This window comes from Methylocaldum sp. GT1TLB, from assembly GCF_051027445.1.
Classification (GTDB): domain Bacteria; phylum Pseudomonadota; class Gammaproteobacteria; order Methylococcales; family Methylococcaceae; genus Methylocaldum.
Map to the genome: position 1 here is coordinate 3505574 of NZ_CP194898.1, position 24465 is coordinate 3530038.

A 24465-nucleotide genomic window follows, 5' to 3' on the forward strand; every position below is an offset into this window, starting at 1 on the left:
TCCCTTCCCGACGCAGCGGATTTGTCGGCAAAGGATGGCCGACCTACGGCACTTAAATTCAGATTCAGGGTTGAATGGCCTGCCAAAACAGTTTGACTCCCACGATCAGTACGACGATCGCGAACATTCGCCTGAGTTTCCGCGTCGGTAGCCGATGCGCGAGTTTAGCGCCGAGCGGCGCGAACGGAATACTGGTCGCCACGATGCCGGCAAAGGCGGGCAGGTAAACATAGCCTAGACTCCAAGCCGGCAACACTGGTTTTTCCCAACCCAGGGCAATATAGGTCAGAGAGCCGGCGACCGCTATGGGAAAACCGCAGGCGCTGGAGATGGCGACGGCGTTTCGGATCGGAAAATGGCATCTGACGAGAAAGGGCACGCTCAGTGTCCCGCCACCTATCCCGAGGATGGAAGAAACCGCGCCTATCCCTAAGCCGGCGGCTGAATATAGCCACCCGCTTGGCGTTCGACTTTGATCGCTTTTAGTCTTCACATCGATTAGAAGACGAGCGGCAACATAAAGCAGAAAAAGCGCGAAAATCAGTTTAAACCAATGTGCCGGCAATCGGTCGGCGATGATCGAACCGAGGATGGAGCCGATCAGTACGCCGGGCGACAGCCGGGATACCGTATCCCAGCGCACGGCACCGAGACGGTGGTGCGCATAAACCGCTGAAACGGACGTGACCACGATGGTAGCAAGCGAAGTCGCCACCGCCATGATCATGACGGAATTCGGTGGAAATCCCCGTACTGAAAAAAACCAGACTAGAAACGGCACGATCACGACCCCGCCGCCGATCCCGAACAAGCCGGACAACACGCCGGCCAGGCTGCCGAAAGCCAGGTACAGTCCCAGTTCTTCCCACATGCGCTGCTCATCCGCGTTTAAAATAGGGGCCGTATGCTAACAGGAACCGGGGTCCAAGCTAAAAATCCATGAAAACTTATCTTGTCGGCGGTGCCGTAAGGGATAGCCTGCTCGGGCGACCGGTGGAGGAACGCGACTGGGTGGTCGTGGGCGAAACGCCGGAAAGCATGATTGCCCGAGGTTTTAAACCGGTCGGCAAGGACTTTCCCGTGTTCTTGCATCCAGAGACCCGTGATGAATACGCGCTCGCCCGCACGGAGCGGAAAACCGCGCCGGGCTACCGAGGCTTCGTCGTTCATGCCGAGCCGGACGTGACGCTGGAACAGGATCTGCTCCGCCGCGACCTGACCATCAACGCCATGGCCCTGGACGAGGAAGGCCGGCTCATCGATCCCTATGGCGGCGCACGGGATCTCAAGGACCGGATTCTGCGCCATGTTTCGCCGGCATTCGGCGAAGACCCGGTGCGCATCCTCCGAGTGGCCCGCTTCGCTGCCCGTTTCGCGCAGCTCGGTTTTCGGGTGGCGGCGGAAACGTCCGATCTGATGCGGGGCATGGTGGCCGCCGGCGAAGTGGACGCCCTGGTGCCGGAGAGGGTTTGGGCGGAACTCGCCCGTGCCCTGTCCGAGCCGACTCCCAGAGCTTTTTTCGAGGTGCTGCGGGAGTGCGGCGCATTGGCCAGGCTGTGCCCGGAAATCGACCGGCTGTTCGGTGTCCCGCAGCCCGCCGAGCATCATCCGGAGATCGACACCGGTATTCATACCTTGCTGGTCCTCGACCAGGCGGTCCGGCTGAGTCCCGACCCGGTAGTGCGTTTCGCCGCCCTGACTCACGACTTGGGCAAGGGTTTGACGCCCAAGGAATTGTGGCCGAAGCATCACGGCCACGAAAAACTCGGGCTTGGCGCATTGGAGAGCCTTTGCCTGCGGCTGAAGGTGCCCAATGCCTATCGCAAGCTGGCTGAAAAAGTGATGCGCTACCACGGCCATTGTCACCGGGCGCTCGAACTGCGCCCCGCGACCGTGGTGGATTTGTTGCAGCGGCTCGATGCGCTCCGAGCCCATGCCTCCATGGAGGGTTTTCTTCTCGCCTGTGAAGCCGATGCCAAGGGCCGCCCCGGCTTCGAGAATCGGCTTTATCCGCAAGCCGAATGGCTGCGGACGGCGCGGGAAACAGCTCTGGCGATTCCGGTTCAACCGCTGTTGGAGAAAGGATTCAAAGGAGAGAGTCTGGGCCGAGAGCTGCGCCGGCAGCGGATCGACGCCGTGACGTCGTGTCGGCGGCAATTTTTGGAAAGCCGAAATTCCGGTTGAATGTAGCATTTGTAATGAATCCAAAACCTGCCGACATTTATCAGCCGCGCGATTTCATCGAAACCCACGAAGGGCTGATTTTCGCCGTCGTGGACGGGATGCTCGAGGATGATCGCGTGCTCTGTTTTCTTCGATACGCGCCGATCGGAGGAAAGCTCGCCAAAATGGGCACTGACGAAGCCAATGCTTACCTGCAAGCTCGGGCGCCCCGGTATCTGTTTTCGTCGAAGCGGCTGGACGCACGACTTCATGCCGTGCCGCAGGAAAACATACGCCGCCATCTCCGACCGCGGGATCGCGTGCAAGATTTGCTGAACTCGGTGCCACGAGACGAAATCGAGCGGAAAGCGATTCGATTGCTGCAAAAATTCGGTGCCTGCGGGCTGGACTTGGGCCGGGTCGGTTTGACCGGCTCTTTGTTGATCGGCGCGCAAACGCTGAAGTCCGATCTCGATTTCGTCATCTACGGACGTGAAGCGTTTTTCGAGGCTCGCGAGATCGTCGGACGCTTGATCGAGGCCGAAGAACTGCAAGAGCTGGACGATGCGGCATGGCGCGACGCCTACGACCGGCGCGGTTGTGCGCTCACGTTCGAGGAATTTCTCTGGCACGAGCGGCGCAAGTTGAACAAGGCGCTGATCGACGGGACAAAGTTCGATATCACCTTGGTGGACGAACTACCGTCCAAAGCATCGGGCCCCGTCCGCAAGTTGGGGCCGATCCTGCTTCGGACCCAAATAGCGGATGCGGCATACGCGTTCGACTATCCGGCCGTGTACCGATTGACGCATCCCGAGCTCACGGAAGCGGTCAGTTTTACCCACACCTATGCGGGCCAGGCCCTGACCGGAGAAACCGTCGAGATTTCGGGTCTGCTGGAAGAATCGCACTCGGGGCAGCGGCGCATCGTAGTGGGTTCCAGCCGAGAAGCTGCGGGGGAATATATCAAGGTGGTGTTCGAGCGGCGAACGCCCTGAATCCGAATAGGCAAACGTCATTGCGTTTGTTACATTTCCGCCCCTGCATCCCTTAAACCAATTATCGATATATAGAGATCGCGAAAGAACCGTCGCACGGGGGTTTTTCACGAACTCGGAGGAGAAAATTATGATCGGTGGCGTCATTTCGGTGCTGGTTTGCATATGGTTTTATCGCACGGCGCTGCGTCTCAACCTCAACGTGCTGCAATGGATCGTCGGCGCTTTGATCGTCTACTACGGAATCAAGGCGATCTGGATGTACGCCATCCTCAAGCCTTTGCTGGGCGGGTCATTCACGTATTACAGCGCGACCGCCGGCATCATGATGGAGGTGTCGGGCGCCCTGCTCGGCGCTTTGGGCGCTGCGCTGTTTCGCAACCTGGTCATGCTCAAGCAGGCCCGATGACTTTTGCCCGTGCGCGGTCGGCGCTTCCCGATTTCCGGGCGGTCATTCTTGACATGGACGGTCTGGCCCTGGACACCGAATCGACTTATTGCCACGCCTGGCGTTCGGCGGCGGCCGATCTGGGCTTCGATCTGAGCGAAGAATTCTGCCTTGGGTTGTTCGGCCGCCATGCCGATGACGTGGAACGGGCGCTTAAGACTGCACTTGGCGATGCGTTCGATCGCAGGTCGTTTCATGAATCCGCCGAACGCCACTGGCGGCGCTATCTCGACGAACACGGCATAGGGCCGATGTCGGGCCTGAAAGAGCTGCTCGCTATTCTGCGACACCGGGCGATTCCCTATGCGCTGGCTACCAACAGCGACGGTCCGTATGCATGGGAGTGCCTGCGGCTGTCGGGTATGGAAAAGACCTTTCAGGTTGTCGTGACCCGCGACCAGGTCGAACGGGGGAAACCGGCGCCCGACCTCTTTCTCGATGCGGCGAGACGTTTGAATGTTCCGCCGGACCTATGCCTGGTGCTGGAGGACTCGGAAACCGGCCTGGAAGCGGCCCGTGCGGCGGGAACTGTTCCGGTTCTGATTCAACGGCGCCACGAAATCCGCCGGAAACTGTCGAAGTGGGCGGCGCTCAGCTTTCCTAGCTTGCTAGATCTGGCCCAGTTGCTGGAAACAACCGGATGAGAGGAAAAGTTTCCACCGGGCCGAGGGCGCGAGTAACGTTCCATGCGCTTTTTTCCTTGGTGGCCTTGCCGTTCGTTTGGCGGGTTACGGTGCGCGCCTGACTCGCTGGGCTACACGCAGGTTGCATGACGGCGCACCTAACCCGCCCTACCACGGGTCATTTTTCGCTTTGGTGTAACGACGGAAACCGGGATTTCGTAGGGTGGGTTAGGCGCACTCCGGTATAGGCTGGCCGTAGAACACTATGCTTCGCGTGCGCCGTAACCCACCATGGCAACGTTCGGTCGCCTTGCCGCTCGACCGATCGATCGGTGTTACTCGGTAGGTCGGGAATCCTTTCCCGACGCCATGGCCGGGCCAGCGGCTTTGTCGGCAAGGGATTGCCGACCTACGGCCGTGTCAGCCGGTCGGTCGGGAAGGGATTCCCGACGTGCTGTTTCTCCATCCAAGAGCCTTTTCCGATCAGGCGGCGCGGATCGGAAAAGGCTCCTGGCCTTTGTGTTTGAGCTTGCGGGTATAGGTGTGGCCGTCGCGGAACGTGGCGGCTCGGTTGAACTTCCCGGCATATTTGGCGACGGGATTGGTCTGGGGGATCTGAGGTCGCTTGGTTTTCTTGCTCATGGTGTTGCTCTCGTTTGAATGTCTTCGCCGGATACCGGCTCGCCCTTCAGACCGCTCCGAACAGGATCGGTTCCCGAGCCGGTCTCAAGAAAAGTTGTAGTGCTTGCGCACGGTTTCGAGGATTTTCCAGGTGCACTGCAGGCCGGTCCGGAAGGTCACCAGATCGCCCTTGCCGAATTCCACGGGGTCGCCGCCTTCAGGCGTCACGATCACGCGGCCCTCCAAGAGATAGCAGGTTTCGGTCTCGTCGTAAGTCCACGGAAATTCGGACGGTTCCTTGCTCCACACCGGCCATTGCCGTACGCCCAGCGATTTGAGCCGGTCTTCGCCGACTTGTTTTTCGATACGGATATCGCTCATCTCGTACTCTCCTTTTCATTTGGTGATCGGTTTCGAGGTAGAGCCTCGGCCATAGTGCAAAGCCAGCCATACGGTGATCGTATCCGGCGGAGTCCAGTTTACGCGATGACGGCAATGGGCCGGAAGCAAAAGGGCATCGCCGGGGTGCAAAAACGTTTCGCCATTCCGCCCTTCGATCGCGAGTCTTGCCTGACCTTGAAGCAGCAGCACCCATTCGTCCCAGTCCTGATCGTACCATTGTCCTTCCGGTGTGGCATGTCCCTTGGAAAGAATCCGCTCCAGCCGGAAAGCCGGCGTTTCCAGCAGAACTTCGAATTTTTCCTCGGGCAAGTCCTCCGGCAGGTCGGCCAGTAACGCGGTCATCGATGCTTCAGGCAGTTCGAGCATTCTGAAAAATTCCTTTAGAGGCAACGATGGCTGTCACTCTAATGAAACACTTATTCACAAAATCTGTGGATAAAGTTCTGCAAAAGCCTGGAACAATTTCTTCCAGACCCGATGACATAAGGGCTGCACACGATTGCACAAAATTTTTGCACAGGGTGCTCTGGTGGTCGCCTCCATTTCTTCACGCCCGCTGTCCGGTTTGATAGAGTGCCGAAAAAATCGAACGGGAGGCAACTACAACTATGATTGCGGCATTATCGATGATCGTCATCTTGGCGATCGCGGTTTGGTTCTATCAAACCGCTCAACGGTTGAATCTGCCCGCATTGGCTTGGGCCATAGCCGGGGTCATCGTTTATTACGGCGGTTTCCTGTTTTGGATGCAAGTCGTGCTCCGCTCACTACTGGGCGAGTCGTTTCATACACACGGCTTTTGGCTGGGAATCGGCATGGATGTCACGGCGATTCTGGCCGGAGCGGTCTGCGCCGTGCTGTTCCGTTACGGGGTCATGATGAAAAAGGGCCGGAAGCCGTTCGAGACGTCTTTTTAGACGGCTTTGTCGGCAAGGGATTGCCGACCTACGATTGTGCCGCTTTGTAGCGAAGTAGGTCGGGAATCCTTTCCCGACGCAAACTAGTAGGCTTAACGCCATTCAGAACAGCGCGGCATTGAGCCAGAAGTGGGCGACGATGCTGCCCGCATAGCCGAGCGCGATCGCCGGCATCCACTTCAAATGACTCAAAAACGTGTAGGCGCCTCGCGTCTGCCCCATGAGCGCGACGCCCGCCGCCGAGCCGACCGACAGCAAGCTGCCGCCGACTCCGGCGGTCAGGGTTACCAAAAGCCATTGTCCCATAGAGAGATCCGGGTTCATCGACAAGATCGCGAACATGACCGGGATGTTGTCGACGAAGGCCGAGGCGATGCCTACCAGAATGTTCGCCGGAGTCGCTCCCAATTCGCCGTAGAGATACTGCGAGACGTGCCCCAAATAGCCCAGAAAATCGAGTCCGCCCACGCACAGCACCACGCCGTAGAAAAAAAGCAGCGTGTCCCACTCCAGCTGTGCCAATTTCTGGAAGATATCGAACCGCTCTTCGCCAGGTAGGGCTTCTGCCTCTTCTTCCTCCTCGTGCCTTTCCAATAGCTCGGTCGGCACCTCGGGTTCTTCTCGATGGGTGATGTGCAGGTAATAGCCGAAGAACTGGATATACGTCAAACCTGCCATCATTCCCACCGCGGCGGGCAAATGCAGGATATTGGAGAACACGACGGCGGTCGCGATGGTGAGCAGGAACAAGGCGACGATCCGTTTGGCGCCCCGCTTCATTTTGGTGACATCCTTGATTTCGGCCGGGCGCGCGTCCGGTATCGCGAAATGCATGATGGCGGCGGGCAGTACGAAATTGATGACCGCCGGAACGAACAGAACGAAAAAGCCCCAGAAAGTGACTTTATGCTGTTGCCAAACCATCAGCGTCGTGATGTCGCCGAAAGGGCAGAATGCGCCGCCGGCATTCACGGCGACCACGGTGTTGACGCAGGACAGCGCGACGAAGCGCGGGTTATCCTTGCCGACGGCCATTACGACGGCGGTCATCAACATCGCCGTGGTCATATTGTTGGAGATGGAGGAGATGAAAAAGGCCAGAATCCCGGTGATCCAAAACAATGAGCGATAACCGAGACCCTTGCTGACCAGCCAGGCCCTGACAGCCTCGAATACTTGCCGTTCCTCGAGCGCATTGACGTACGTGATCGACACGATCAGGAACAGGAGCAGTTCGCCGTAATCCAGCACCAAGGTCCGCACCGCGTCTTCGGCGAGCTGCGGCTGGCCTTGCAGGTTGTAGACGACGGCGATCGCGGCCCAGATGATCGCCGCCGCCAGCATCATGGGTTTGGATTTTTTGAGTTCCGTGACTTCTTCCAAGACGACGAAGATATAAGCCAGCACGAACGCGGCGATAGCCAGATAGCCGACTAAATGCCCGGTCAGATCCAAAGCTTGACCTTCAGCCGGGATGGCCAGGGCAGCGAGCGGAAAGATCGCCAAAAAAAACGCCAGTAAAATCTTCTGCTTCAAAACCATTCGAGAACCTTTTTTCTTCCGGTGCGAAAAACCACGCCGCGTCTGGCCAACAGCGCGGCGTCAAACAATTCTTAGTGTTTCAGTAGAGAATGGTAGCATTTGCCGCTTCCGAGTCCGAGCATGTGTTTTATGCCCCGGCTCCCCGGAGCCGGGATATCTACACAAAACCTCGGGCCAACATTCCGGCAGGGAAGGGGCCGATTAAAGGCCCGTTTGCGATTGGAAGGGTTGCGGCTAAAGCAACCGTTTGCGATTGGAAGGGCGGCTCCGGTGCTCCCGGAGACACCGTTTGCGATTGGAAGGGTCACGATTGAAGACAGCTCCGTCGGGAAAGGATTCCCGACCTACTCGCGACACCGGTTCGTAGGTCGGCAATCCTTTGCCGACATAACCGCCGAAGGCCGCCGATTCCGTTACCAGGATGCCGGCAACTTGCGCCGGATGAGAATGAATTTGCGTTCTACGGAAAGATAGCCGCCGCGTTCCAAATCTTTCATGATCCGGCTGACCATCTCCCGCGAGCAGCCGATGATGTTGGCCAGATCCTGATGGGTCGGCTTTTCCCGGATGATCCATTCGTTTTCGTTCTCGACGGCCATGTCGTAAAGGGTTTTAACCAATCGCCCGTACACATCCGACAGCGCGAGCCCTCGAACGTTCTCGGTCAAACTGCGGATCCGCTGAGTGAGGCTCCGGATAATGCTGGATGCGGCGTCCGGATGGCTTTTCAGCCAAGTCTTCAATGCGAGCCGCGGAATCAGGCTGCACACTGTTGGCTCCAGGGCGGCTATCGAAGCCGAACGGGGTTCGCCGTCCAGCAAGGACAGCTCCCCGAAAAACGAGCCCGCACCCTGAGTCGAAAGAATCACCATGCGCCCGTTTGCGCTGCTCAGATAAGCCTGCACCTTGCCGGACAAAATAATGAACAGCGCTCCGCCTTCTTCGCCCTCGCGAATGATAATCGAATTCTTGGGATAGCTTTTTATGGCCGCGCAGGAAGCCAGTTCCGCCAGAGCGGTGTCGGGCACTTCGGAAAAATAGGGGACGCTTTTTAACCCCTGAAGCGTTTCTTTCGACACAATCGCGTTCAACTGAAGAAAACGAAAACACTCGATCTCTCCCGTCGTTTTTCGAGTTTCGAGGTACGGTGCGACGGGCGATAGATCTAAATGTTAGTTTATATTCGATCCATTGGCCTCAAAAAAAGGGGACCGGCGCTGAATTTCGGTCCCGAAGAGTCGCCTCGGAGGCGTAATCGGATTATCTAAGGCGGAGGACGGTTGGACTGCCTGTACGTTTAGCTCCGCCTACCGGGATAGGCTCTTAGCGAATTCATTCATTTTCCGATTCCGGTTTTTCGGGGAGTGCGGCTTTCGCCGGATTATCGATACCGGTGGCGTTCACGACTACTCCGGAGGATGAACGTTCTTTCGCACGCGCCGAGGTTTCGAAGCCATCCCGCGGCAGAAAGACGAACAGCACCAGGGCCAATATGAAGGCAAAGATCGTCGTTATCACCGACACGCCGATATAGAGAAGCCTGGTAGGGCGTCCGGGAAAGCCTCTTTGAACCATGTATGTCATAAGCCTATTCGTTTGAGTTGATCGCCCAGGCTGATCGTGTCGGACATTTTCAAAATGCTCGTCCGAAGACGCGGAACGGAACCGCGCATATCGTCCCTTCGGAATGAGCCGATGTTCTTGCGGGAACTAGACTCAACTTACGCGCCCGGAGAACGGAATTCTGTGAAATATTCCCCTTTTTGGTGCAGTGCGCTCGGAGGTCTAGGGGGCGAAGCGTTCCGGCTTAGACAGTAGTCGTAGGTCGGCAGGCCGAGTGGGGTAATGTCGCGAAGGGATTCCCGACCTACCGGGTAGCTCGGTCGTAGATCGGCAATCCCTTGCCGACAAGGCTGCGGGCGGACCCGTTACGTCGGGAAAGGATTCCCGACCTACGAAATCGGGGGAGTTTGGAGAGTGGGCGGGAAAGCCGGGGTGTGCGGTGCGGGGAGCGGCGGGCGGATTCGGCGGCAAGACGGAGGGTGCGCCACGCGCACCCTCCCGGTCAGTTCAGCACGGTATGCAAGTTCCGGATCCCCAATAAAACCAATACCCGGCCGGACAAATAAGACTGCATTGCGCTGCCGCATAGAGCAGCCCCCCGCCGCCGGCGCCGCCCGTTGCGTTTGCCGTTCCGTCCGGGACCGGTTCGTTGGTGGCATCGGTGATTTGCCAGGCGGAGCCGGTCAAGACCATGTTGGTGATAGTGCTGATGAAGCTGAAGGTTTTGTCGGGTTTGAGGACGAAGGCATAGCCTGGACCGTTCTCGGCCGCGTCGGCCTCGGGATCGCCCAGCAAGTAGCGGATGGTGCCGGTGCAATCGGGGTTGACGGTATAAACGGCGCTGCCTTTGGGTCTATCGCTGGTCGATGTCATTGTGATGAGGGCATGGCCTTCGCCGTCCGCATCGATGGTGCCCATCTGGGCAAAATGAACCGTCTGCTTATCGGAAAAATCGAGCCCGGACTTCGTTTTGGTCGGCCCTTCCACTCGGCCGGACGCCTGAAAGCCGTAGCGGCCTTTCAAGCTATCGATGCCGCACGTGCCGTCCGCCGCCTGCGCGGCAGGTGCGATCGCTATCGCTATCGAAATCACGAACAAACCTAACAATGCCTGATGATGTCGATTCCACAACATTCAAGTTCTCCCAAATCAGTTGGTATGAAGTGTTCAAAAAACCTTGAGAGTGAATCCTTTCTGCGTGTTGTTATCGGACTGATTGGTGAAGGCTTGCCGGCGGCTGGTGGTCGCGCGATTCGGCGGGATGTAACCCGGTGTATCTTCATGCAACTGAGGCAAAAAGGCTTGTAGTCCTCGGCTGATTTTTTTGTAGGATGTGGATGACATGGCCGACAGGTGGCGGATGTTGGAGCCGATATCGGCGGGCGGATTCGGCGGCAAGATGGAGGGTGCGCGTAGCGCACCCTCCCGGTTAGTTCAGCAGGGTATGCAACTAAAGGCTCCGATAGACCACCACCATCCAGTCGGGCAAAGGAAACTGCATTGCGACGCAGCATAGAGCAGCCCGCCGCCGCCGGCGCCGCCTGCTATGAGCGGCGTTTTGTACCGCTTAGCCAGTTCCCAAGCCGCGTTGCCTTTTTGTTGTTCTGGTGCCTGATTACTCATACGTCCCTCCCAGTTTGGCGTGCATTCCGGGATATCGCCATGGCGTCCTCAGAATGCCAGCGTGAGTTGAAAAAACATCGTCCTTTCCGGAATAAACAGAGGCGTTTCCTCCAGGCGCCCCGTTCGTCCCCCGAAGGCGTTCTGCCCCAGGAAATCGAATCTTTGATCCAGCAGGTTCTTGACGACGAATCCTGCCGTACCGTAGCGATAAGGTAAACGATATCTTAGGGAAAAATCGAGCAACGCGAATTGGTTGTCGTCATGGCCCTTAAAGGACTCGTCCTTGCCCTCGAAGGCTTCCTGATTGACATAGGTGACCGTGACGGAGCTCGACAGGCCCGAGGTATGGAAATAGCTCAGACTGAGCGGAACGATATGGTTCTGGTAGATCGTTTCATGGTGAGTCGCATCTGTGAATATATCGAACTGATACTCCAGGCTGGCGGCGAAATCATCGCTGATCGCCCAGTAGCCGTAGGCGCGGTACAGCATTTCTTCCCGTTTCGAGATAAAGGTCGGCGCATCCAACGAGATACCCAGCGGCAAAGGGACGATGACGTCGCGTAACGAGGCTTCCAGGCCGGCCATAAGATGGGACGAAAACTTGTGGTCCAGGCCGACTCCGTAACGCCGGGCATCCGTACCGGGCAGCCCGTCGAAGAACTGGTTGAACCCGGCGATTTGGGTCGGCTCGATGGTCACGTCTTCCTCGATGCCGCGGTCGAATGTACGGAATGCGGCAAGACGCAGGGTGGTGTCGGGCGTGAGTTCCCACATCAGCCCAAGTTTCGGGTTGACCTGGTCGAAATCGCCGACCCATTGATTTCGGGACGAGTCGTAGCTGACCCCCAGCGTCCAGGTCATGGCGCTCGGAAACCGGATATGGGAATAGAGATACGCGTTGCTGTGCCGGATGTCGTAGGCAATCCGCTGTGCGAAAAAGCTGAAGTCATTGGACACGTCGGCGGAAATATCTCGGCTGCCGCCGCCCAGGATCAGATCGAAGGGATCGCGCCGGTAGATATATTGGGCTTCGCCCATGAAGCCGCGCTGACTTGCAGTTATCGAAAAATCTACCGGGAGCCCGAAAGGAATCTGCTGGGCGTGGTTCCGCAACGTGTCCAGATACATGGCCGAAAAAATCAGGTCGGAGTTCGCTGTGGGCGAATAACGTAGGCCGGTCCGCACGGTGTCGGTGGTCAGCTCGCGCTTGAAGGTGTCGTCGAAAGCCTCCAGGTCGCCGTTGAAAAATAAATCGCCGTGCTCCAGATGCCGATGACGGTATTCGGCCTGGAGGCTGAGGCCGGGACTGATCATGCCCTGGGCGAAGACGTTGTAGATGTCCTGGCGCAGGTCGTTGTTCTTGCGGAAGCCGTTGGTTTCGTAATGGAACTGGCCGAGGCTGTAGGAGAAGTTATCCCACAGCCCGGCATGGACCAGCTCTTCCCCGAAGGTGTCATTGCTGCCGGCGATGCCGGAGGCCTGGAAGCTGAAGCGGTCGCGGGTGAACATGGGATTGAACTCGTTGAACGAGAGCCGCGAAGGTCCCGCCCCGTCCGGAATCAGCAGCCGCGCCTCGGCCAAATGGGGTTGTATCGGCGTGGTGTTGATCGGTTGCAGCAACTGGGATTGCAGCACTTCGCTGGCGCGGGCGATTTCGTGCCGCGGCAGCGAGGAGTAGGTGTCGGCCAGGAGCCGGTGCGCCGAATAATTGCCCGGCTCGATGCCGAGCGAGCGCCAGCCTTCCACCACGGCCCGCTGGCCGAAGCCGAGATCGGTATAGATACGACCCAGGGCGGCGCTGCGGGCGGCCAGATCGTCGTCCAGGGCGAGTTTGGAGCGATAGACCGCGCGGTTGTCGTTCAACTCGATCGCCCGTTGCAGATCCTTGAACGCTTCCACCGGCCGGTTTTCGGTCTGCTTCTTGATGGCCTCGTAGAACCAGGGCGTGGGGTCCTTGGGATCGAAGGTCTTGGCGAGATCGAACTGCTTTTCGGCGACCGCGTTGCGCTTTTGCTCGTAATACGCCTTGCCGAGATAGCTGCGGATCAGGGCGTCGCTGGGGTCGAGGCTGGCGGCGGTTTCGATGGCCGCCGTGCCCTCTTTCAGCTCGCCCCGCCGGACCAAAGCAAGCCCCGAGCCGAAGCGGGCCAGGGGATCGGCCGAATCCAGCTCGGCTCCCTTGCGGAAGCTCGCCAGCGCCTCGGACGTGTCCCCGTCCATGAGCTCGACGAAGCCTAAGACGACATGGGCGCGGGGATTGCGCGGGTTGATCCGGACCGCGTTTTCGGCCGCTTTCCTCGCATCCGACCAGCGGCCGAGACCGGCCAGCAGTTCGGCCCGGCGCGCTTGGACCAAGGCGTCGTTGCTGTCGAGGCGCGCCGCGCGGTCGATGCTTTCGAGCGCGCCTTCGAGATCGAAATCGGCCTGGCGCGCATAGGATTGCGCCATCCAGCCCGGAGCCGAAGCGGGATCGGTTTGAACCGCGGCATTTGCCAATCGGAGCGCTTCGGATTTCTGGTTGCGGGCCAGGGCGATGACCGAGCGCAAGGCGTCGATGGGCGCGGGCGTTTTCTCGCCCATATACACGGCCAGCAGCGGTTCCGCTTCGTCCACCCGCCCCACGCTCAGCAGCAGACCGGCGTACAGGGCGGCGAAATCGGCGTCGCGGCTGGCTTCCGGCACGCGGTCCAGCGCGGCCAGGGCTCCGGCGATGTCGCCGTCGGCATAAAGGCGGATGCCCTCGGCGATGGCCGGATCGCGGACTCGAGCCTGCAGGGCGGCGTAATCCACCAGCGGCGGGAAATAAAGCGCCCACTGGACGCCGTCTTCCGGACGCATCTCCAATGCCAGGCGCGGCGCCTCGTCGCGTGCAGCGACGGCGGTCTGGCCGTCCTTGAGCACGACTCGTCCTTCGGCGTTCGAGGTTTCCACCTCTCCTTCGAATACCGTGACCTGGCCGCCCTGCGGTCCTGCCTTGATGAGGAACTCGGTGCCTTTGATGGCGGCGTTGATGAATGGGGTCCGGATATCGAGGGGCTTGGGCGTTCGGCTGCGGGCATACAAGGCGCCGGTAAGCAGCTCGAGCCAGGACGGCTCTTCCGCCTTCACCTTGGAAAACACCACGGTGGTGTCCTGATCAAGCGAAATATAAGTTTGATTCGGCAGTAGCAGCGATGCGCGGCTGCGAATCATGGTTCGGATTTTGTCGCCGGGACAGAAGACCTGTTCGGCCTCCACCGGCGCCCATGACGGCTTTCCCGAGGACTGGATCTCGACCTGGCCCTGCGCCGATACCAGGCGGGCGGCCCATTGTTCGCATGTGGCGGCGATACCGGGATTGCTTGCGACGAGTGCGGCAGCGATCGTCAGGAACAATTTGGCAGATATGTGCATCGAGCTGCGAAAAGTATTATTGAGTTATTGTTAATGGACTTACGCATGTGCTCCGGTCCCCCAGGTAAGCTCCAATGCCGTTAATTAAGCCCGACCTCGTCATTCCGGCATGAATCCAGAAGCCAGGGATGACATTGGCCTTGAATCACATCCTTGTGCTCTGGATGCCCGCATTCCAATCGTAAACGGCGACTTGTCGGCAAAGGATTGCCGACCTACGATCGTGCCGCTTTGTAGGTCGGGAATCCTTTCCAATCGCAAACGGTCGCTTTAGTCGCGACCCTTCCAATCGCAAACGGCGTCTCCGGGAGCGCCGGAGACGCCCTTCCCGACGCAAGGGCTCGGCCCACGGGTTCGTCGGCAAGGGATTGCCGACCTACGTCTAAACGCCGGTGCCTGCCTGGTGAATTAAAAACCCATTGCGTCGCTACCGCGTCATTTGGTCAACGGACGGGCCGAGTCCGATTTTTCGATGCGAATGCCGAGCGGCTGGCCGCCGGCCGCATGCGCTCCCCCGAGACGCGTCTCGCATGTCTTAAGATAAAACCGGGCCGGTCCGTCATCGGGTAATTGTAGGACAAGCTGATTGAAAGCGGCATAGGCTTCGGGCCACCGTTCTGCCTCGAAATGCCCCAGGGCAATCTGAAACCGGGCATTGAGTTCTTGCCAGCGGGACATTTCCGGTTCCGAGGGAGAAATCAACTGCGCTACGGATACCGGCCTGGTTTTTCCGGCCAGGAGAAATTGCCCCAAGTGTCTGGCCCGGATCTCGGCAATGTCCGCCAGCACCGCTTCCGACACCAGGATTTCGGTGCCGAGTATCTTGTTCAAGGCTTCCAGTCGCGCGGCGATGTTGACCGTATCGCCGACCGCCCGGATTTCGCCGCGGCTGTCGGTGCCGATATAACCGATGCGGAGCTCGCCGCAGTGAATCCCGATCCGCACCGGAAAATCGAGCCCATGAGTTTGTTCGAACCGGCGGACCGCTTGCTGGATTTCCAAGGCGGCCTGCAGCACGTTGCGCCTCGTTTCCGAATCGTCTCCCTCGGTGATCCAAATCGCCAGCATGGCATCCCCGATTACGTCGGAGATCCAACCCCCGTGCCGCGCCACGGGCTGAAAGATGACCCGGTAATAATCGTTCATAAGATCGGCGAGAGCCATCGGCTCCATGGTCTCGGCCAAGGATGAGTAGCGCCCCGCGTCGGTGGCGAGGCAGATGCCGTGGGTCAAACGCCCGTACGACGGCAATGCCTTTATGTCCTCATCGCGGGTGAGCTGGCTGAACACGTCGACCGGAATGAAGCGCTCGATCACCGACTGCATTTTTTCCTCGCGCCGAACCCGCCGCAGATGGCTAATGAGCACACTGCTCATTACGGCTGCCGGTGCCTGCCAAATCAGCGGGATGAACAGGGGCAGCCACAAGCCGTCGGCGCGGAATAGCGCCCATGCCGTCAACAAATACCCGCCGCTCAGCGCCGCGATAAAGACCATAGCCCTTTGAATCGAGAGCAGTTGAGCGCATGAACCGAGCGCAAGTCCCCAAAGGAATAGCCAAATGAGTTCCTTCAGCGGTGTAAGCGCCGGCAGCACCGATTTGTCTTCGAGCAGGTTGGCCAGCGCCGTCGCCGCCAGCTCCACCGAACTGACCGTGGAGTACGGTGAATTGAACAAACCTTCGGTATATTCGGGTTGAAAATCCTCGAGATACCCGATCAGGACGATCTTGCCCCCGAGCGACTTCAAGAGTTCTTCGGATGACGACTCGGCAAGTTTGTAATAGGGAATGGTCGGAAAGGTGCGAGTGGGTCCGTAGTGATTGAAATAACGCGACCGCCCGTTTTCATGAACACGGAACAGGGCGCGCAGCATCAGGCGCGTTTTTTCCGGTATGAGTCTTTGCTGTAGGGTCTTTTCGAGAATTGGAAGCAGATCGGACCGCGATTGGAGCAGTGCGGTGAGTTCCCTCTGCAAGGTATCGAATTGCTCCCGCTCGGTCGGCTGATTTTTGAGGAAGTCTGCGGCGCCCGGTGCAGCGTCCCCGAAAACGCGTAACAAATCGTCACGGGCCTTAAGCAAGGCATGGGCCAACAACAGCCGGGTGGGCAAGGTCGCCTGACCTTCTTCTCCGAAGAAGGTGAGAAAGCGGTTTATCCCATTGTCCTCCCTCGGCAGCAGAAACGGCGCGGTCGCCAGAGCCGCATCGGCCAATTGGTCCGTGGAATGTACCACCGATTCCAGGTATACGCCCTCGGAAACCTGGCGCGGCTTGACGTAATCGGTCAGTACGACGCGCCCCATCCGGCGCATGGCGTCGGCCATGTCCCGGTCGTCGTCCGGATCGGACGCCGGACTGAAAAAAAACACATTGAACGCGAGCAGTTCGGCATCGGATGCTTGAATGTTCCGAATGACCTGCGCATTGAGCCGACGAGGCCATGACTGCGGATCGTTCGGCGTCTGCAGGCGCAACGCGGACTCGTGATCAATGCCGACGATCACGATATCCTCGGGAGGTTTTTCTGCACCTCTCAGACGGTAAAGCAGGCCGAGATCGAATTCCTGTTCGAGTTGTGTCAGTGCGGGTACGACGCCGAGCATTAAACCGCTGAGCGCGATCAGAAGCGGCGCTCGGACGCGCCGAAGGCCCTCAAGCACCAGGCGGATACGAATGCTCATAAGGTGTTTCGAGTCCCGTGGTTCGCACTTTGACGATGGGAACGGTTATTGGCTGATGTCACTACAACAAATCCTGAAAGGAATCCGTCCTGATCGCAAGAATCCTTCGCCGCAGAATTCGCCGGTTGGGGGGAACTGTCCAGAACAGTCCACGGTCCCGCCGGCACTAGCCCGCATTTCTCACACCCTCCAATCGCAAACGGTCATCCGGGGAGCACCCGAATGACCCTTCCAATCGCAAACAGAGGCAGTAGGATGCGGTGAGGAACGAACCGCCCTTCGACTAAGCTCAGGACGGGCATCGTTCGCGATCTCGACGTAGTGTCAGCTACGCCTTCGCCGTCGCTCAGTCCGTGCGGCGCGCCACAGCGGCGCCTCGACGCCCTCGCTACGAAAAGGTGTGAGAAATGCGGGCTAGTTCCTGGAGCCGGCTACATTATACGGAGTGAAATTGGGAAATACGTCACGGAATTATCGTTTGCTTCGTCCTAGCCTAAGGCATCTACGAAACGTTGGAGGGGCCCGGCCGATGAAGACAAATCCGCATAATGAAAGGGCGTCGGACCTGGAGATTTATACGTTTCGCTTGCGTTTCGAAGGTTCCACCGATATTCCCCTCGAGACCGGCGGGTATTGGTGCGATGCGGAGGGGCGTCTGATCGAGGGTGCCGATGCGGTCAATGGGAAACTGCTGCTGGCGCTGACGGAACCGGAGCTCAAACATGGGCGCTTGCTCATTGCCCCGGTATCTCCCGACACGTTTCGCACCGGCCGGCTCACGGCTGACGATCTGCGGTCGTACGATGCGTTCGAGCCGCGAGCGCTATTCGATCCCGGACTGCGGCATCACACTCTGCCGGAAATTCCGGAATCCGTGTGGCGATTCTGGTTCATATACCGACAGTTTGCGCTCGGACGGCCGAGACGGTCGCAAGCCGCCATTCAGAGCTGGTAGGGGCTGCGTAGCACCCTGTCTCCACGCTCAAAGCACCATGATCAGTTGACTTCCGAAAACGTCGACTTCGTAATGGGTCAGATTAATGATCTGAAAGGCACATGCCTGTGCCTGGGCGGGATCGTCGAAAAAGCCGATCACGACGCCCGCAACGGCATAGCCATATCCGTTAAACATGCGAATGACATTTTTGATTACCGTTTCCATCGGTACCTCCTTGGCAATCTGCGTACGCCATTCATTTCGGCAGATAAATCCGCTCGATGGGCGGAAGAATCGAAACGCTCCGATCGCCTCGCACTCGGCGGCCCCCTGCCTTGCCAAATCCCCTTTCATGCTTTAGCTTAGCCCCATATCCGTAAGGCTGGGGGTGCCCTGCTGCCGTTCTCGGCGTGGTCGATCATTTGCGAACCGGCTCACCGACGACCGTGTCCCGCAGGGCTGAGAAACACCCTTCGAACCTGATCCGGTTAACACCGGCGTAGGAAAGCCTGTCCTGAGCCTGGCGATGGACCCGTCTTGCCTGCGCCCCCTTTTTCCGTTTTTGAACCAGGAGAAAGCGATGAGCGCATTTCCCGAAGAATTCCTGCATGAAGCAGTAACCGCCAAACGAGCTTCCATACGGCCGTTCGCCGCTTCAGAAAAGATTTATGTCCAGGGCAGCCGTCCCGATGTCCGCGTGCCCATGCGCCAGGTCGTTCAATCCGACACTCCGGCCAGTTTCGGCGCCGAAAAGAACCCGCCGATTTATGTCTATGACACCTCCGGGCCTTATACCGATCCGCAAGTAAGTATTAATCTGCGTCTGGGCTTGCCGCCTTTGCGCGAAGCCTGGATCGGGGAGCGCGGCGATACCGAGGAGCTTTCCGGGCCGAGTTCCGAGTATGGACGGAAGCGCCAGGCCGACCCCTCTCTCGCCCATTTCCGCTTCGAGCATATCCGCCGGCCGCGCCGGGCCAAAACCGGGGCTAACGTGACTCAGATGCATTACGCGAGGAAAGGCATCGTCACGCCGGAAATGGAATTCATCGCCATCCGCGAAAATCAGCGCCTGGAAGCGGTCAGCGAGATGTACAAGCTCCAGCATCCGGGCGAATCCTACGGCGCGTCCATCCCCAAGGTCATCACCCCGGAGTTCGTCCGGGACGAAGTCGCCCGCGGCCGCGCCATCATCCCGGCCAATATCAATCATCCGGAATCCGAGCCGATGATCATCGGCCGCAATTTCCTGGTGAAGATCAACTGCAACCTGGGCAACTCGGCCGTCACCTCCTCGATCGAGGAAGAGGTGGAAAAAATGCTGTGGTCGATCCGCTGGGGCGGGGACACGGTGATGGATTTGTCCACCGGCAAAAACATCCACGAGACCCGCGAGTGGATCATCCGCAATTCGCCGGTGCCGATCGGTACGGTACCCATTTATCAGGCCTTGGAAAAAGTGGACGGCAAAGCCGAGGAACTGACCTGGGAGATCTTCCGCGATACCCTGATCGAGCAGGCCGAGCAGGGCGTGGATTATTTCACCATCCATGCCGGCGTGCGCCTCGGGTATATCCCGCTGACCGCGAAACGCGTGACCGGCATCGTGTCGCGCGGCGGCTCGATCCTGGCCAAGTGGTGCCTGGCCCATCACAAGGAGAATTTCCTCTACACGCATTTCGAGGAAATCTGCGAGATCATGAAAGCCTACGACGTTAGCTTCAGTCTCGGTGACGGCCTCCGGCCCGGTTCCATCGCCGACGCCAACGACGAGGCGCAGTTCGCCGAACTCAAGACCTTGGGCGAGCTGACGGAAATCGCCTGGAAACATGACGTGCAGACCATGATCGAAGGCCCCGGCCACGTGCCCATGCACATGATCAAGGAAAACGTTGAAAAGCAATTGGAACTTTGCCGGGAAGCGCCCTTCTACACCCTGGGGCCGCTCACCACCGACATCGCGCCGGGCTACGATCACATCACCTCGGCCATCGGCGCCGCCATGATAGGCTGGTTCGGAACCGCCATGCTCTGCTACGTCACGCCCAAGGAGCACTTGGGACTGCCCAACAAGCAGGATGTCCGCGACGGCATCATCGCCTACAAGATCGCCGCCCACGCCGCCGATCTCGCCAAGGGCCATCCGGGTGCTCAGGTTCGCGACAACGCCTTGTCCAAGGCGCGTTTCGAATTCCGCTGGGCGGACCAGTTCAATCTCAGCCTGGACCCGGAAAAGGCCCTGGAATTCCACGACGAAACACTGCCCCAGGAAGGCGCCAAGCTGGCCCATTTCTGCTCCATGTGCGGCCCGCACTTCTGCTCGATGCGGATTACCCAGGACGTGCGCGATTACGCGCAAACCCATGGACTCAAGGAAAACGAGGCCTTGACGGCGGGCATGGAGGAGAAGGCGGAGGAATTCGTGAAGAGCGGGGCGGAGATTTACCGTAAGGCGTGACCGTTGCCGAATGGAATCTTGCTCATATCGTGGTGACGCTCGCCTGCGGTCGCAATACGCGGTTGCAGGCTGTCCCCTCTCTGATGCCCCATAGCAGTGCCGTGCCGCGCAGAAAAATTTTATCGAGGCGGCGGTTGAGTTGACGGCAGGTGACCTAATGTATCGTGATTTTTGCTATAGTCGCCTGCGTTTCCAACCATAAGAAAAGAGAGGAAATCATGGAATCGAACGTCGTCAAAGGCGCAATCGGGTTCGCCATCGTCATGATCGTCGGTTTTATCATCGTCGGCACGACGCGCGAAACTCAGCAGGAAAAAATGCAAGGCGCCTTCCTGCAAACATCGAACCTGCTCAGCAGTTTGGCTTTGGACAAATGCACCGAGGCGGTAAAGAATGAAATCGGCACTCATCCCTACAGCCCGTCCGAATCCGACAGCGATCACGTTAAATACGTCACCTTGATCTGGAACAACGTCGGCTCGGCGAAACGCGCCGAATGCCGTTACGTCATGGATCAGGGCATCACCCTTCTGAAGATCGACGACCGCACCATCATCGAGAACGATGTAGCCGCGACCACCGCTCCCAGCGCGCCGCGTCCGGTACACCACCAATAAGCCTCGGAGAACGAAGACCCGCCTGCAGGGATCGAGCGGATCGCGACGGCGATTCCGCCGCGGGCGGTCTCCGGCGGCGCGACGAAAATCTGCGCTAAGAACCGATTCGAGGCTATCTTTCCCCTCTGCGCGAGGTTTTCCAAATCGAGATCAGCACCCATAATCCGCCGATGCCGGCGGCGGTAAACCCCAAAACGCCGAGGGCGGGCAGGCCGAACAGGGTGGGGCCGCCGCTGACGGTCATGACGATGGACGATCCGATGATGAGCGAAGCGGTCACCATGCCTACGGTTAATCGGCTGGCGGCCCGGTCCATGAGCATCCCGAAACGGTCCAACTGGCTGAGGTCCACGTGAACGTTGACGGCTCCGCTCCGGAGGAGCCTCATTAGCCTTCGGATGTCTTGCGGCAGGGCACTCAGGACCGACATCAGGCTGGCCAGATTGCGCCGGCCTTTTCGAAGCAGTGTGTCCGGGTGGTACCGAAGCACGCTGGCTTGCTGCAATAGCGGAGTCGCTTGCGCGACGATGTCGAAATCGGGATCGAGCTGGCGTCCGGTACCCTCGAGTGTGATCAGCGCCTTGAACAGCATGGTCAAATCTGGCGGCAGGGTAAGCTGGTGGTCCCGCATCAGACTCGTCATTTCTGTGAGCATGTCGCCCAGACGGAGCTGTTTGAGCGCGACGCCGTGATATTTATCGATGAACATGCCCACTTCGGCGACCAGTCGCTCGGTGCTGGGCGCGGCTTCGCCTGCCCAATCCAGCAATACGTCCACCACCGTGGCGGCATCCCGGACCACGATGGCATTGAGCATGTCCACCACTTGGTCCCGCCGCGATTCCGACAGCGAGCCGACCATGCCGAAATCGATGAAAGCCAGCCTGTTTTCGGGTAGAAAAATAAAGTTGCCGGGGTGTGGGTCGGCATGGAAAAAGCCGTCGATCAATACCATCTTGAGCACGGCGTCCGCGCCGCGTTGAGCCAGAATCTTGCGATCGAGTCCCGTGGCGTCGAGCGCCTTGAGATCCCGTCCGGCTATCCCTTCGATATATTGCTGAACATTGATCCGCTCGCCGCAGTATTCCCAGTAAACTTTGGGGATCACGATCGTGGGGTCGCCCGCGAAATTATCGGCGGCCCGCTCGGTGTTCCGTCCCTCGGTCAGCAGATCGAGCTCGTTGCGCAGGGAGATCTTGAATTGCCGCAGTACTTCTTGCGGATGGAATCGACTGACGTCGGGGAATTCGTGCTCGACGATTCCAACCAGACGCTCGAGCAGGCGTAAATCCGCTTCGATGGTCGGGCGGATACCGGGGCGGCGAATCTTGACGATCACCTGTTGACCGTCGGGAAGACGGGCTCGATGGACCTGTGCGATGGAGGCGGCGGCCAAAGGCGTTTCGTCGAACTCGACAAACACTTCGCTGACCGACCCGCTCAAATCTTCCTCGATCTGCGATCGCAGTTTCTCGAAAGGAAGCGGCGGCACCCGGTCATGCAGTTTTTCGAATTCCGTGATCCAGTCCGGTGGAAACAAGTCCACGCGAGTGGCAAGGATTTGGCCGAACTTGATGAAGGTCGGCCCCATCTCTTCCATGGCCTTGCGCACGCGTTGCGGCGGATCGAGGCGAAGCAGCTCCTCGAAGCGGGTCCAGTTGAGCGCCCGCCCGGCCTTTTCCAGCAGCCGCTCGAGTCCCAGGCGCTTGACCATGTCGCCGAAACCATAGCGGATCAGGATGGACGCGATGTCGTGCAATCGCCCGAGATCACGCATTGCACTCAGAGTTTCAAGTATCATCGTCGAATGATTCGCTATTGGAGGAAACGCTCAAAATCCGTGCCGATCGCCGCGACGGAATTCGACGAGCGCGGTTGTGTGGCGGGCTGCCTGAACGCCGCTATCCTAGCCCGCATTCCTTACACCCTCCAATCGCAAACGGTCATCCGGGGAACACCCGGACGACCCTTCCAATCGCAAACGTCATCCGGGGAGCACCCGGACGACCCTTCCAATCGCAAACGGTCGCTTCGGGAAGGGGCTGGCCGGCGCTCCCGGCCAGGCCGTTTGCGATTGGAGCACCGAAGCGCCCCTTCCAATCGCAAACGGCATCTCTGGGAGCGCCAGAGATGCCCATCCCGCTGCGGACGCCGATTCGCTCGCCGAACCCTTAGATCGGTTGCCAAGGGGGATATTTCTTACCTTATGTTACACGATTGGCTTATCGCGCCAGCCAGCCGAGCGTCTGCTGGACATCGTACCTATCTAGGTCGGTTTCCCGGCTGCGCGTCGGGGCGCATTCAGCTTTCGTCGGCAGCGGCGTCGACGCTTGGCTGAGGGTCATTATGGCGTGTCATTCAGCGCCGTGGACTTCGCTTGCGCTCGTTATCTTCGGGCAGGACGATATTGAGTTCCAAAATCTCGCGGTTTTCATCCTGTTCCATGGAAACCGTGATGGCGTTTTGGTCTATGTTCACGTATTTGCGGATCACTTCCAGCAAATCCTTTTGCATGGCGGCGAGATATTCGGGTTGAGAGCGCTGCGAGCGTTCGTGCGCCACCAGGATCTGAAGACGCTCTTTGGCGATAGCCGCACTCGACGGCCGAGAACTTCGAAAATAATCCAAGAGTCCCATAATTAACCCCCGAACAGCCGACCGAACAAGCCTTTCCTTTCCTCTTCGAGGAAGCGATGGGGGACATTTTCGCCTAAGTACCGGCGTATCACATCGGCATATGCCTGGCCGGCATCGCTCTTGTCGTCGAGAATGACCGGCGTTCCCGCGTTGGATGCACTGAGCACGGCTTTCGATTCCGGTATTACGCCGAGCAGATGCAAGGAGAGAATCTCCTGTACGTCGTCCACGCTGAGCATTTCGCCCAGTTTGACCCGTTGCGGGGAATAGCGGGTCAAGAGGAGATATTCCTTGATCGGTTCAAGTCCCTGTTCGGCGCGGCGGGACTTGCTGGCGAGTATGCCCAGCATGCGATCCGAGTCGCGGACCGAAGAAACTTCCGGGTTGGTGACGACAATCGCGTCGTCGGCAAAATACATCGCCAGATTCGCGCCGCGTTCTATGCCGGCGGGGGAGTCGCAGACGATGTATTCGAAGGTTTCGGACAACTCGTTCAGAACTCGCTCGACACCATCCAGGGTGAGCGCATCCTTATCGCGGGTTTGCGAAGCGGGCAGAATGTAAAGGTTCTCGCAGCGTTTGTCTCGGATCAGGGCCTGATTCAAGGTGGCTTCCTGATTGATGACGTTCACGAAGTCATAGACCACGCGTCTCTCGCACCCCATGATGAGATCCAGGTTGCGCAGCCCGATGTCGAAATCGATGACAGCGGTGCGGTGGCCTTTCAACGCCAATCCCATGGAAACGGCGGCGCTGGTGGTCGTTTTGCCAACACCCCCCTTTCCGGAAGTCACAACGATAATTCTCGCCACTCGTGCTCTCCAGATTCAAAAAGCTTTGT

General features: G+C 58.8%; 23 protein-coding genes and 1 riboswitch. Of the genes, 8 read left to right on the top strand and 15 right to left on the bottom strand.

The window, feature by feature from the left end; genetic code table 11:
* Positions 1–64 precede the first annotated feature (64 nt).
* Entirely contained in the window at positions 65–871 is an 807-nt protein-coding gene (locus tag ACR2R1_RS15305) for a sulfite exporter TauE/SafE family protein (RefSeq protein WP_434110788.1), read from the bottom strand.
* A 68-nt stretch (positions 872–939) separates the two neighbouring features.
* Between ACR2R1_RS15305 and ACR2R1_RS15310 the strand changes: the two genes are divergently transcribed.
* From ACR2R1_RS15310 to ACR2R1_RS15325, 4 genes are all read left to right on the top strand, one after another.
* Positions 940–2184 carry a multifunctional CCA addition/repair protein gene (locus ACR2R1_RS15310; protein WP_434110790.1) on the top strand — a complete coding sequence of 415 codons (1245 nt, stop codon included), beginning with the start codon at positions 940–942 and terminating at the stop codon, positions 2182–2184.
* A 14-nt stretch (positions 2185–2198) separates the two neighbouring features.
* Positions 2199–3161, top strand: coding sequence for a nucleotidyltransferase domain-containing protein (locus ACR2R1_RS15315; RefSeq protein ID WP_434110792.1), 963 nt, complete (start codon positions 2199–2201; stop codon positions 3159–3161).
* Positions 3162–3291: 130 nt separating this feature from the next.
* The gene (locus ACR2R1_RS15320) at positions 3292–3570 is read left to right on the top strand and encodes a hypothetical protein (protein WP_077730970.1); all 279 of its coding nucleotides are present in this window, start codon (positions 3292–3294) and stop codon (positions 3568–3570) included.
* Positions 3567–4253 (top strand): HAD family hydrolase, encoded by a 687-nt coding sequence (locus ACR2R1_RS15325; RefSeq protein WP_156879879.1) that lies wholly within the window; start codon positions 3567–3569, stop codon positions 4251–4253. The genes ACR2R1_RS15320 and ACR2R1_RS15325 overlap by 4 nt, the downstream gene beginning before the upstream one ends.
* Before the next feature lie 462 nt (positions 4254–4715).
* Here ACR2R1_RS15325 and ACR2R1_RS15330 read toward each other — a convergent pair whose 3' ends face one another.
* From ACR2R1_RS15330 to ACR2R1_RS15340, 3 genes are all read right to left on the bottom strand, one after another.
* Positions 4716–4874: a DUF7230 family protein gene (locus tag ACR2R1_RS15330; RefSeq protein WP_347258436.1), complete on the bottom strand. Its 159-nt coding sequence runs from the start codon at positions 4872–4874 to the stop codon at positions 4716–4718.
* A gap of 84 nt (positions 4875–4958) precedes the next feature.
* Positions 4959–5234: a cupin domain-containing protein gene (locus ACR2R1_RS15335; protein WP_086133021.1), complete on the bottom strand. Its 276-nt coding sequence runs from the start codon at positions 5232–5234 to the stop codon at positions 4959–4961.
* Positions 5235–5249: 15 nt separating this feature from the next.
* Positions 5250–5621: a cupin domain-containing protein gene (locus ACR2R1_RS15340; RefSeq protein WP_434110795.1), complete on the bottom strand. Its 372-nt coding sequence runs from the start codon at positions 5619–5621 to the stop codon at positions 5250–5252.
* A 242-nt stretch (positions 5622–5863) separates the two neighbouring features.
* Between ACR2R1_RS15340 and ACR2R1_RS15345 the strand changes: the two genes are divergently transcribed.
* On the top strand, positions 5864–6172 hold the full coding sequence (locus ACR2R1_RS15345) for a hypothetical protein (protein ID WP_240502555.1): 309 nt from the start codon (positions 5864–5866) through the stop codon (positions 6170–6172).
* Between the two features lie 102 nt (positions 6173–6274).
* Here ACR2R1_RS15345 and nhaD read toward each other — a convergent pair whose 3' ends face one another.
* The 7 genes from nhaD to ACR2R1_RS15380 all read right to left on the bottom strand — a co-directional run bounded on the left by nhaD (position 6275) and on the right by ACR2R1_RS15380 (position 16978).
* Positions 6275–7714, bottom strand: a complete 1440-nt coding sequence (gene nhaD / locus ACR2R1_RS15350) for a sodium:proton antiporter NhaD (RefSeq protein ID WP_434110797.1) — start codon at positions 7712–7714, stop codon at positions 6275–6277.
* Positions 7715–8127: 413 nt separating this feature from the next.
* Entirely contained in the window at positions 8128–8793 is a 666-nt protein-coding gene (locus ACR2R1_RS15355) for a Crp/Fnr family transcriptional regulator (protein WP_133716301.1), read from the bottom strand.
* Between the two features lie 253 nt (positions 8794–9046).
* Positions 9047–9298, bottom strand: a complete 252-nt coding sequence (locus ACR2R1_RS15360) for a hypothetical protein (protein ID WP_077730966.1) — start codon at positions 9296–9298, stop codon at positions 9047–9049.
* 486 nt (positions 9299–9784) lie between these two features.
* Positions 9785–10411, bottom strand: a complete 627-nt coding sequence (locus ACR2R1_RS15365; RefSeq protein WP_434110799.1) for a hypothetical protein — start codon at positions 10409–10411, stop codon at positions 9785–9787.
* A 33-nt stretch (positions 10412–10444) separates the two neighbouring features.
* Positions 10445–10675, bottom strand: coding sequence for a hypothetical protein (locus tag ACR2R1_RS15370; RefSeq protein ID WP_086133015.1), 231 nt, complete (start codon positions 10673–10675; stop codon positions 10445–10447).
* A 273-nt stretch (positions 10676–10948) separates the two neighbouring features.
* Positions 10949–14296, bottom strand: coding sequence for a tetratricopeptide repeat protein (locus ACR2R1_RS15375; protein ID WP_086133014.1), 3348 nt, complete (start codon positions 14294–14296; stop codon positions 10949–10951).
* A 435-nt stretch (positions 14297–14731) separates the two neighbouring features.
* A complete protein-coding gene (locus ACR2R1_RS15380) occupies positions 14732–16978 on the bottom strand; it encodes a CHASE2 domain-containing protein (protein ID WP_434110802.1) in 2247 nt (748 codons plus the stop codon).
* 529 nt (positions 16979–17507) lie between these two features.
* Between ACR2R1_RS15380 and ACR2R1_RS15385 the strand changes: the two genes are divergently transcribed.
* Positions 17508–17933: a hypothetical protein gene (locus ACR2R1_RS15385; protein ID WP_077730961.1), complete on the top strand. Its 426-nt coding sequence runs from the start codon at positions 17508–17510 to the stop codon at positions 17931–17933.
* A 27-nt stretch (positions 17934–17960) separates the two neighbouring features.
* On the opposite strand, the gene ACR2R1_RS15390 is transcribed toward ACR2R1_RS15385, so the two are convergent.
* On the bottom strand, positions 17961–18140 hold the full coding sequence (locus tag ACR2R1_RS15390) for a hypothetical protein (RefSeq protein WP_133716295.1): 180 nt from the start codon (positions 18138–18140) through the stop codon (positions 17961–17963).
* Positions 18141–18289: 149 nt separating this feature from the next.
* A riboswitch (TPP riboswitch) is annotated at positions 18290–18438 on the top strand.
* 57 nt (positions 18439–18495) lie between these two features.
* Between ACR2R1_RS15390 and thiC the strand changes: the two genes are divergently transcribed.
* Both thiC and ACR2R1_RS15400 read left to right on the top strand, forming a co-directional pair.
* Entirely contained in the window at positions 18496–20370 is a 1875-nt protein-coding gene (gene thiC / locus ACR2R1_RS15395) for a phosphomethylpyrimidine synthase ThiC (RefSeq protein WP_156879875.1), read from the top strand.
* A 218-nt stretch (positions 20371–20588) separates the two neighbouring features.
* The gene (locus ACR2R1_RS15400) at positions 20589–20987 is read left to right on the top strand and encodes a hypothetical protein (RefSeq protein WP_434110805.1); all 399 of its coding nucleotides are present in this window, start codon (positions 20589–20591) and stop codon (positions 20985–20987) included.
* 112 nt (positions 20988–21099) lie between these two features.
* Here ACR2R1_RS15400 and ACR2R1_RS15405 read toward each other — a convergent pair whose 3' ends face one another.
* The 3 genes from ACR2R1_RS15405 to minD form a co-directional block, all read right to left on the bottom strand.
* Complete coding sequence (locus tag ACR2R1_RS15405; protein WP_077730957.1) at positions 21100–22788, bottom strand: ABC1 kinase family protein; 1689 nt, start codon at positions 22786–22788, stop codon at positions 21100–21102.
* Between the two features lie 557 nt (positions 22789–23345).
* On the bottom strand, positions 23346–23624 hold the full coding sequence (gene minE / locus ACR2R1_RS15410) for a cell division topological specificity factor MinE (protein WP_077730956.1): 279 nt from the start codon (positions 23622–23624) through the stop codon (positions 23346–23348).
* Between the two features lie 2 nt (positions 23625–23626).
* Positions 23627–24436 (bottom strand): septum site-determining protein MinD, encoded by an 810-nt coding sequence (minD, locus tag ACR2R1_RS15415; protein WP_077730955.1) that lies wholly within the window; start codon positions 24434–24436, stop codon positions 23627–23629.
* Positions 24437–24465 lie beyond the last annotated feature (29 nt).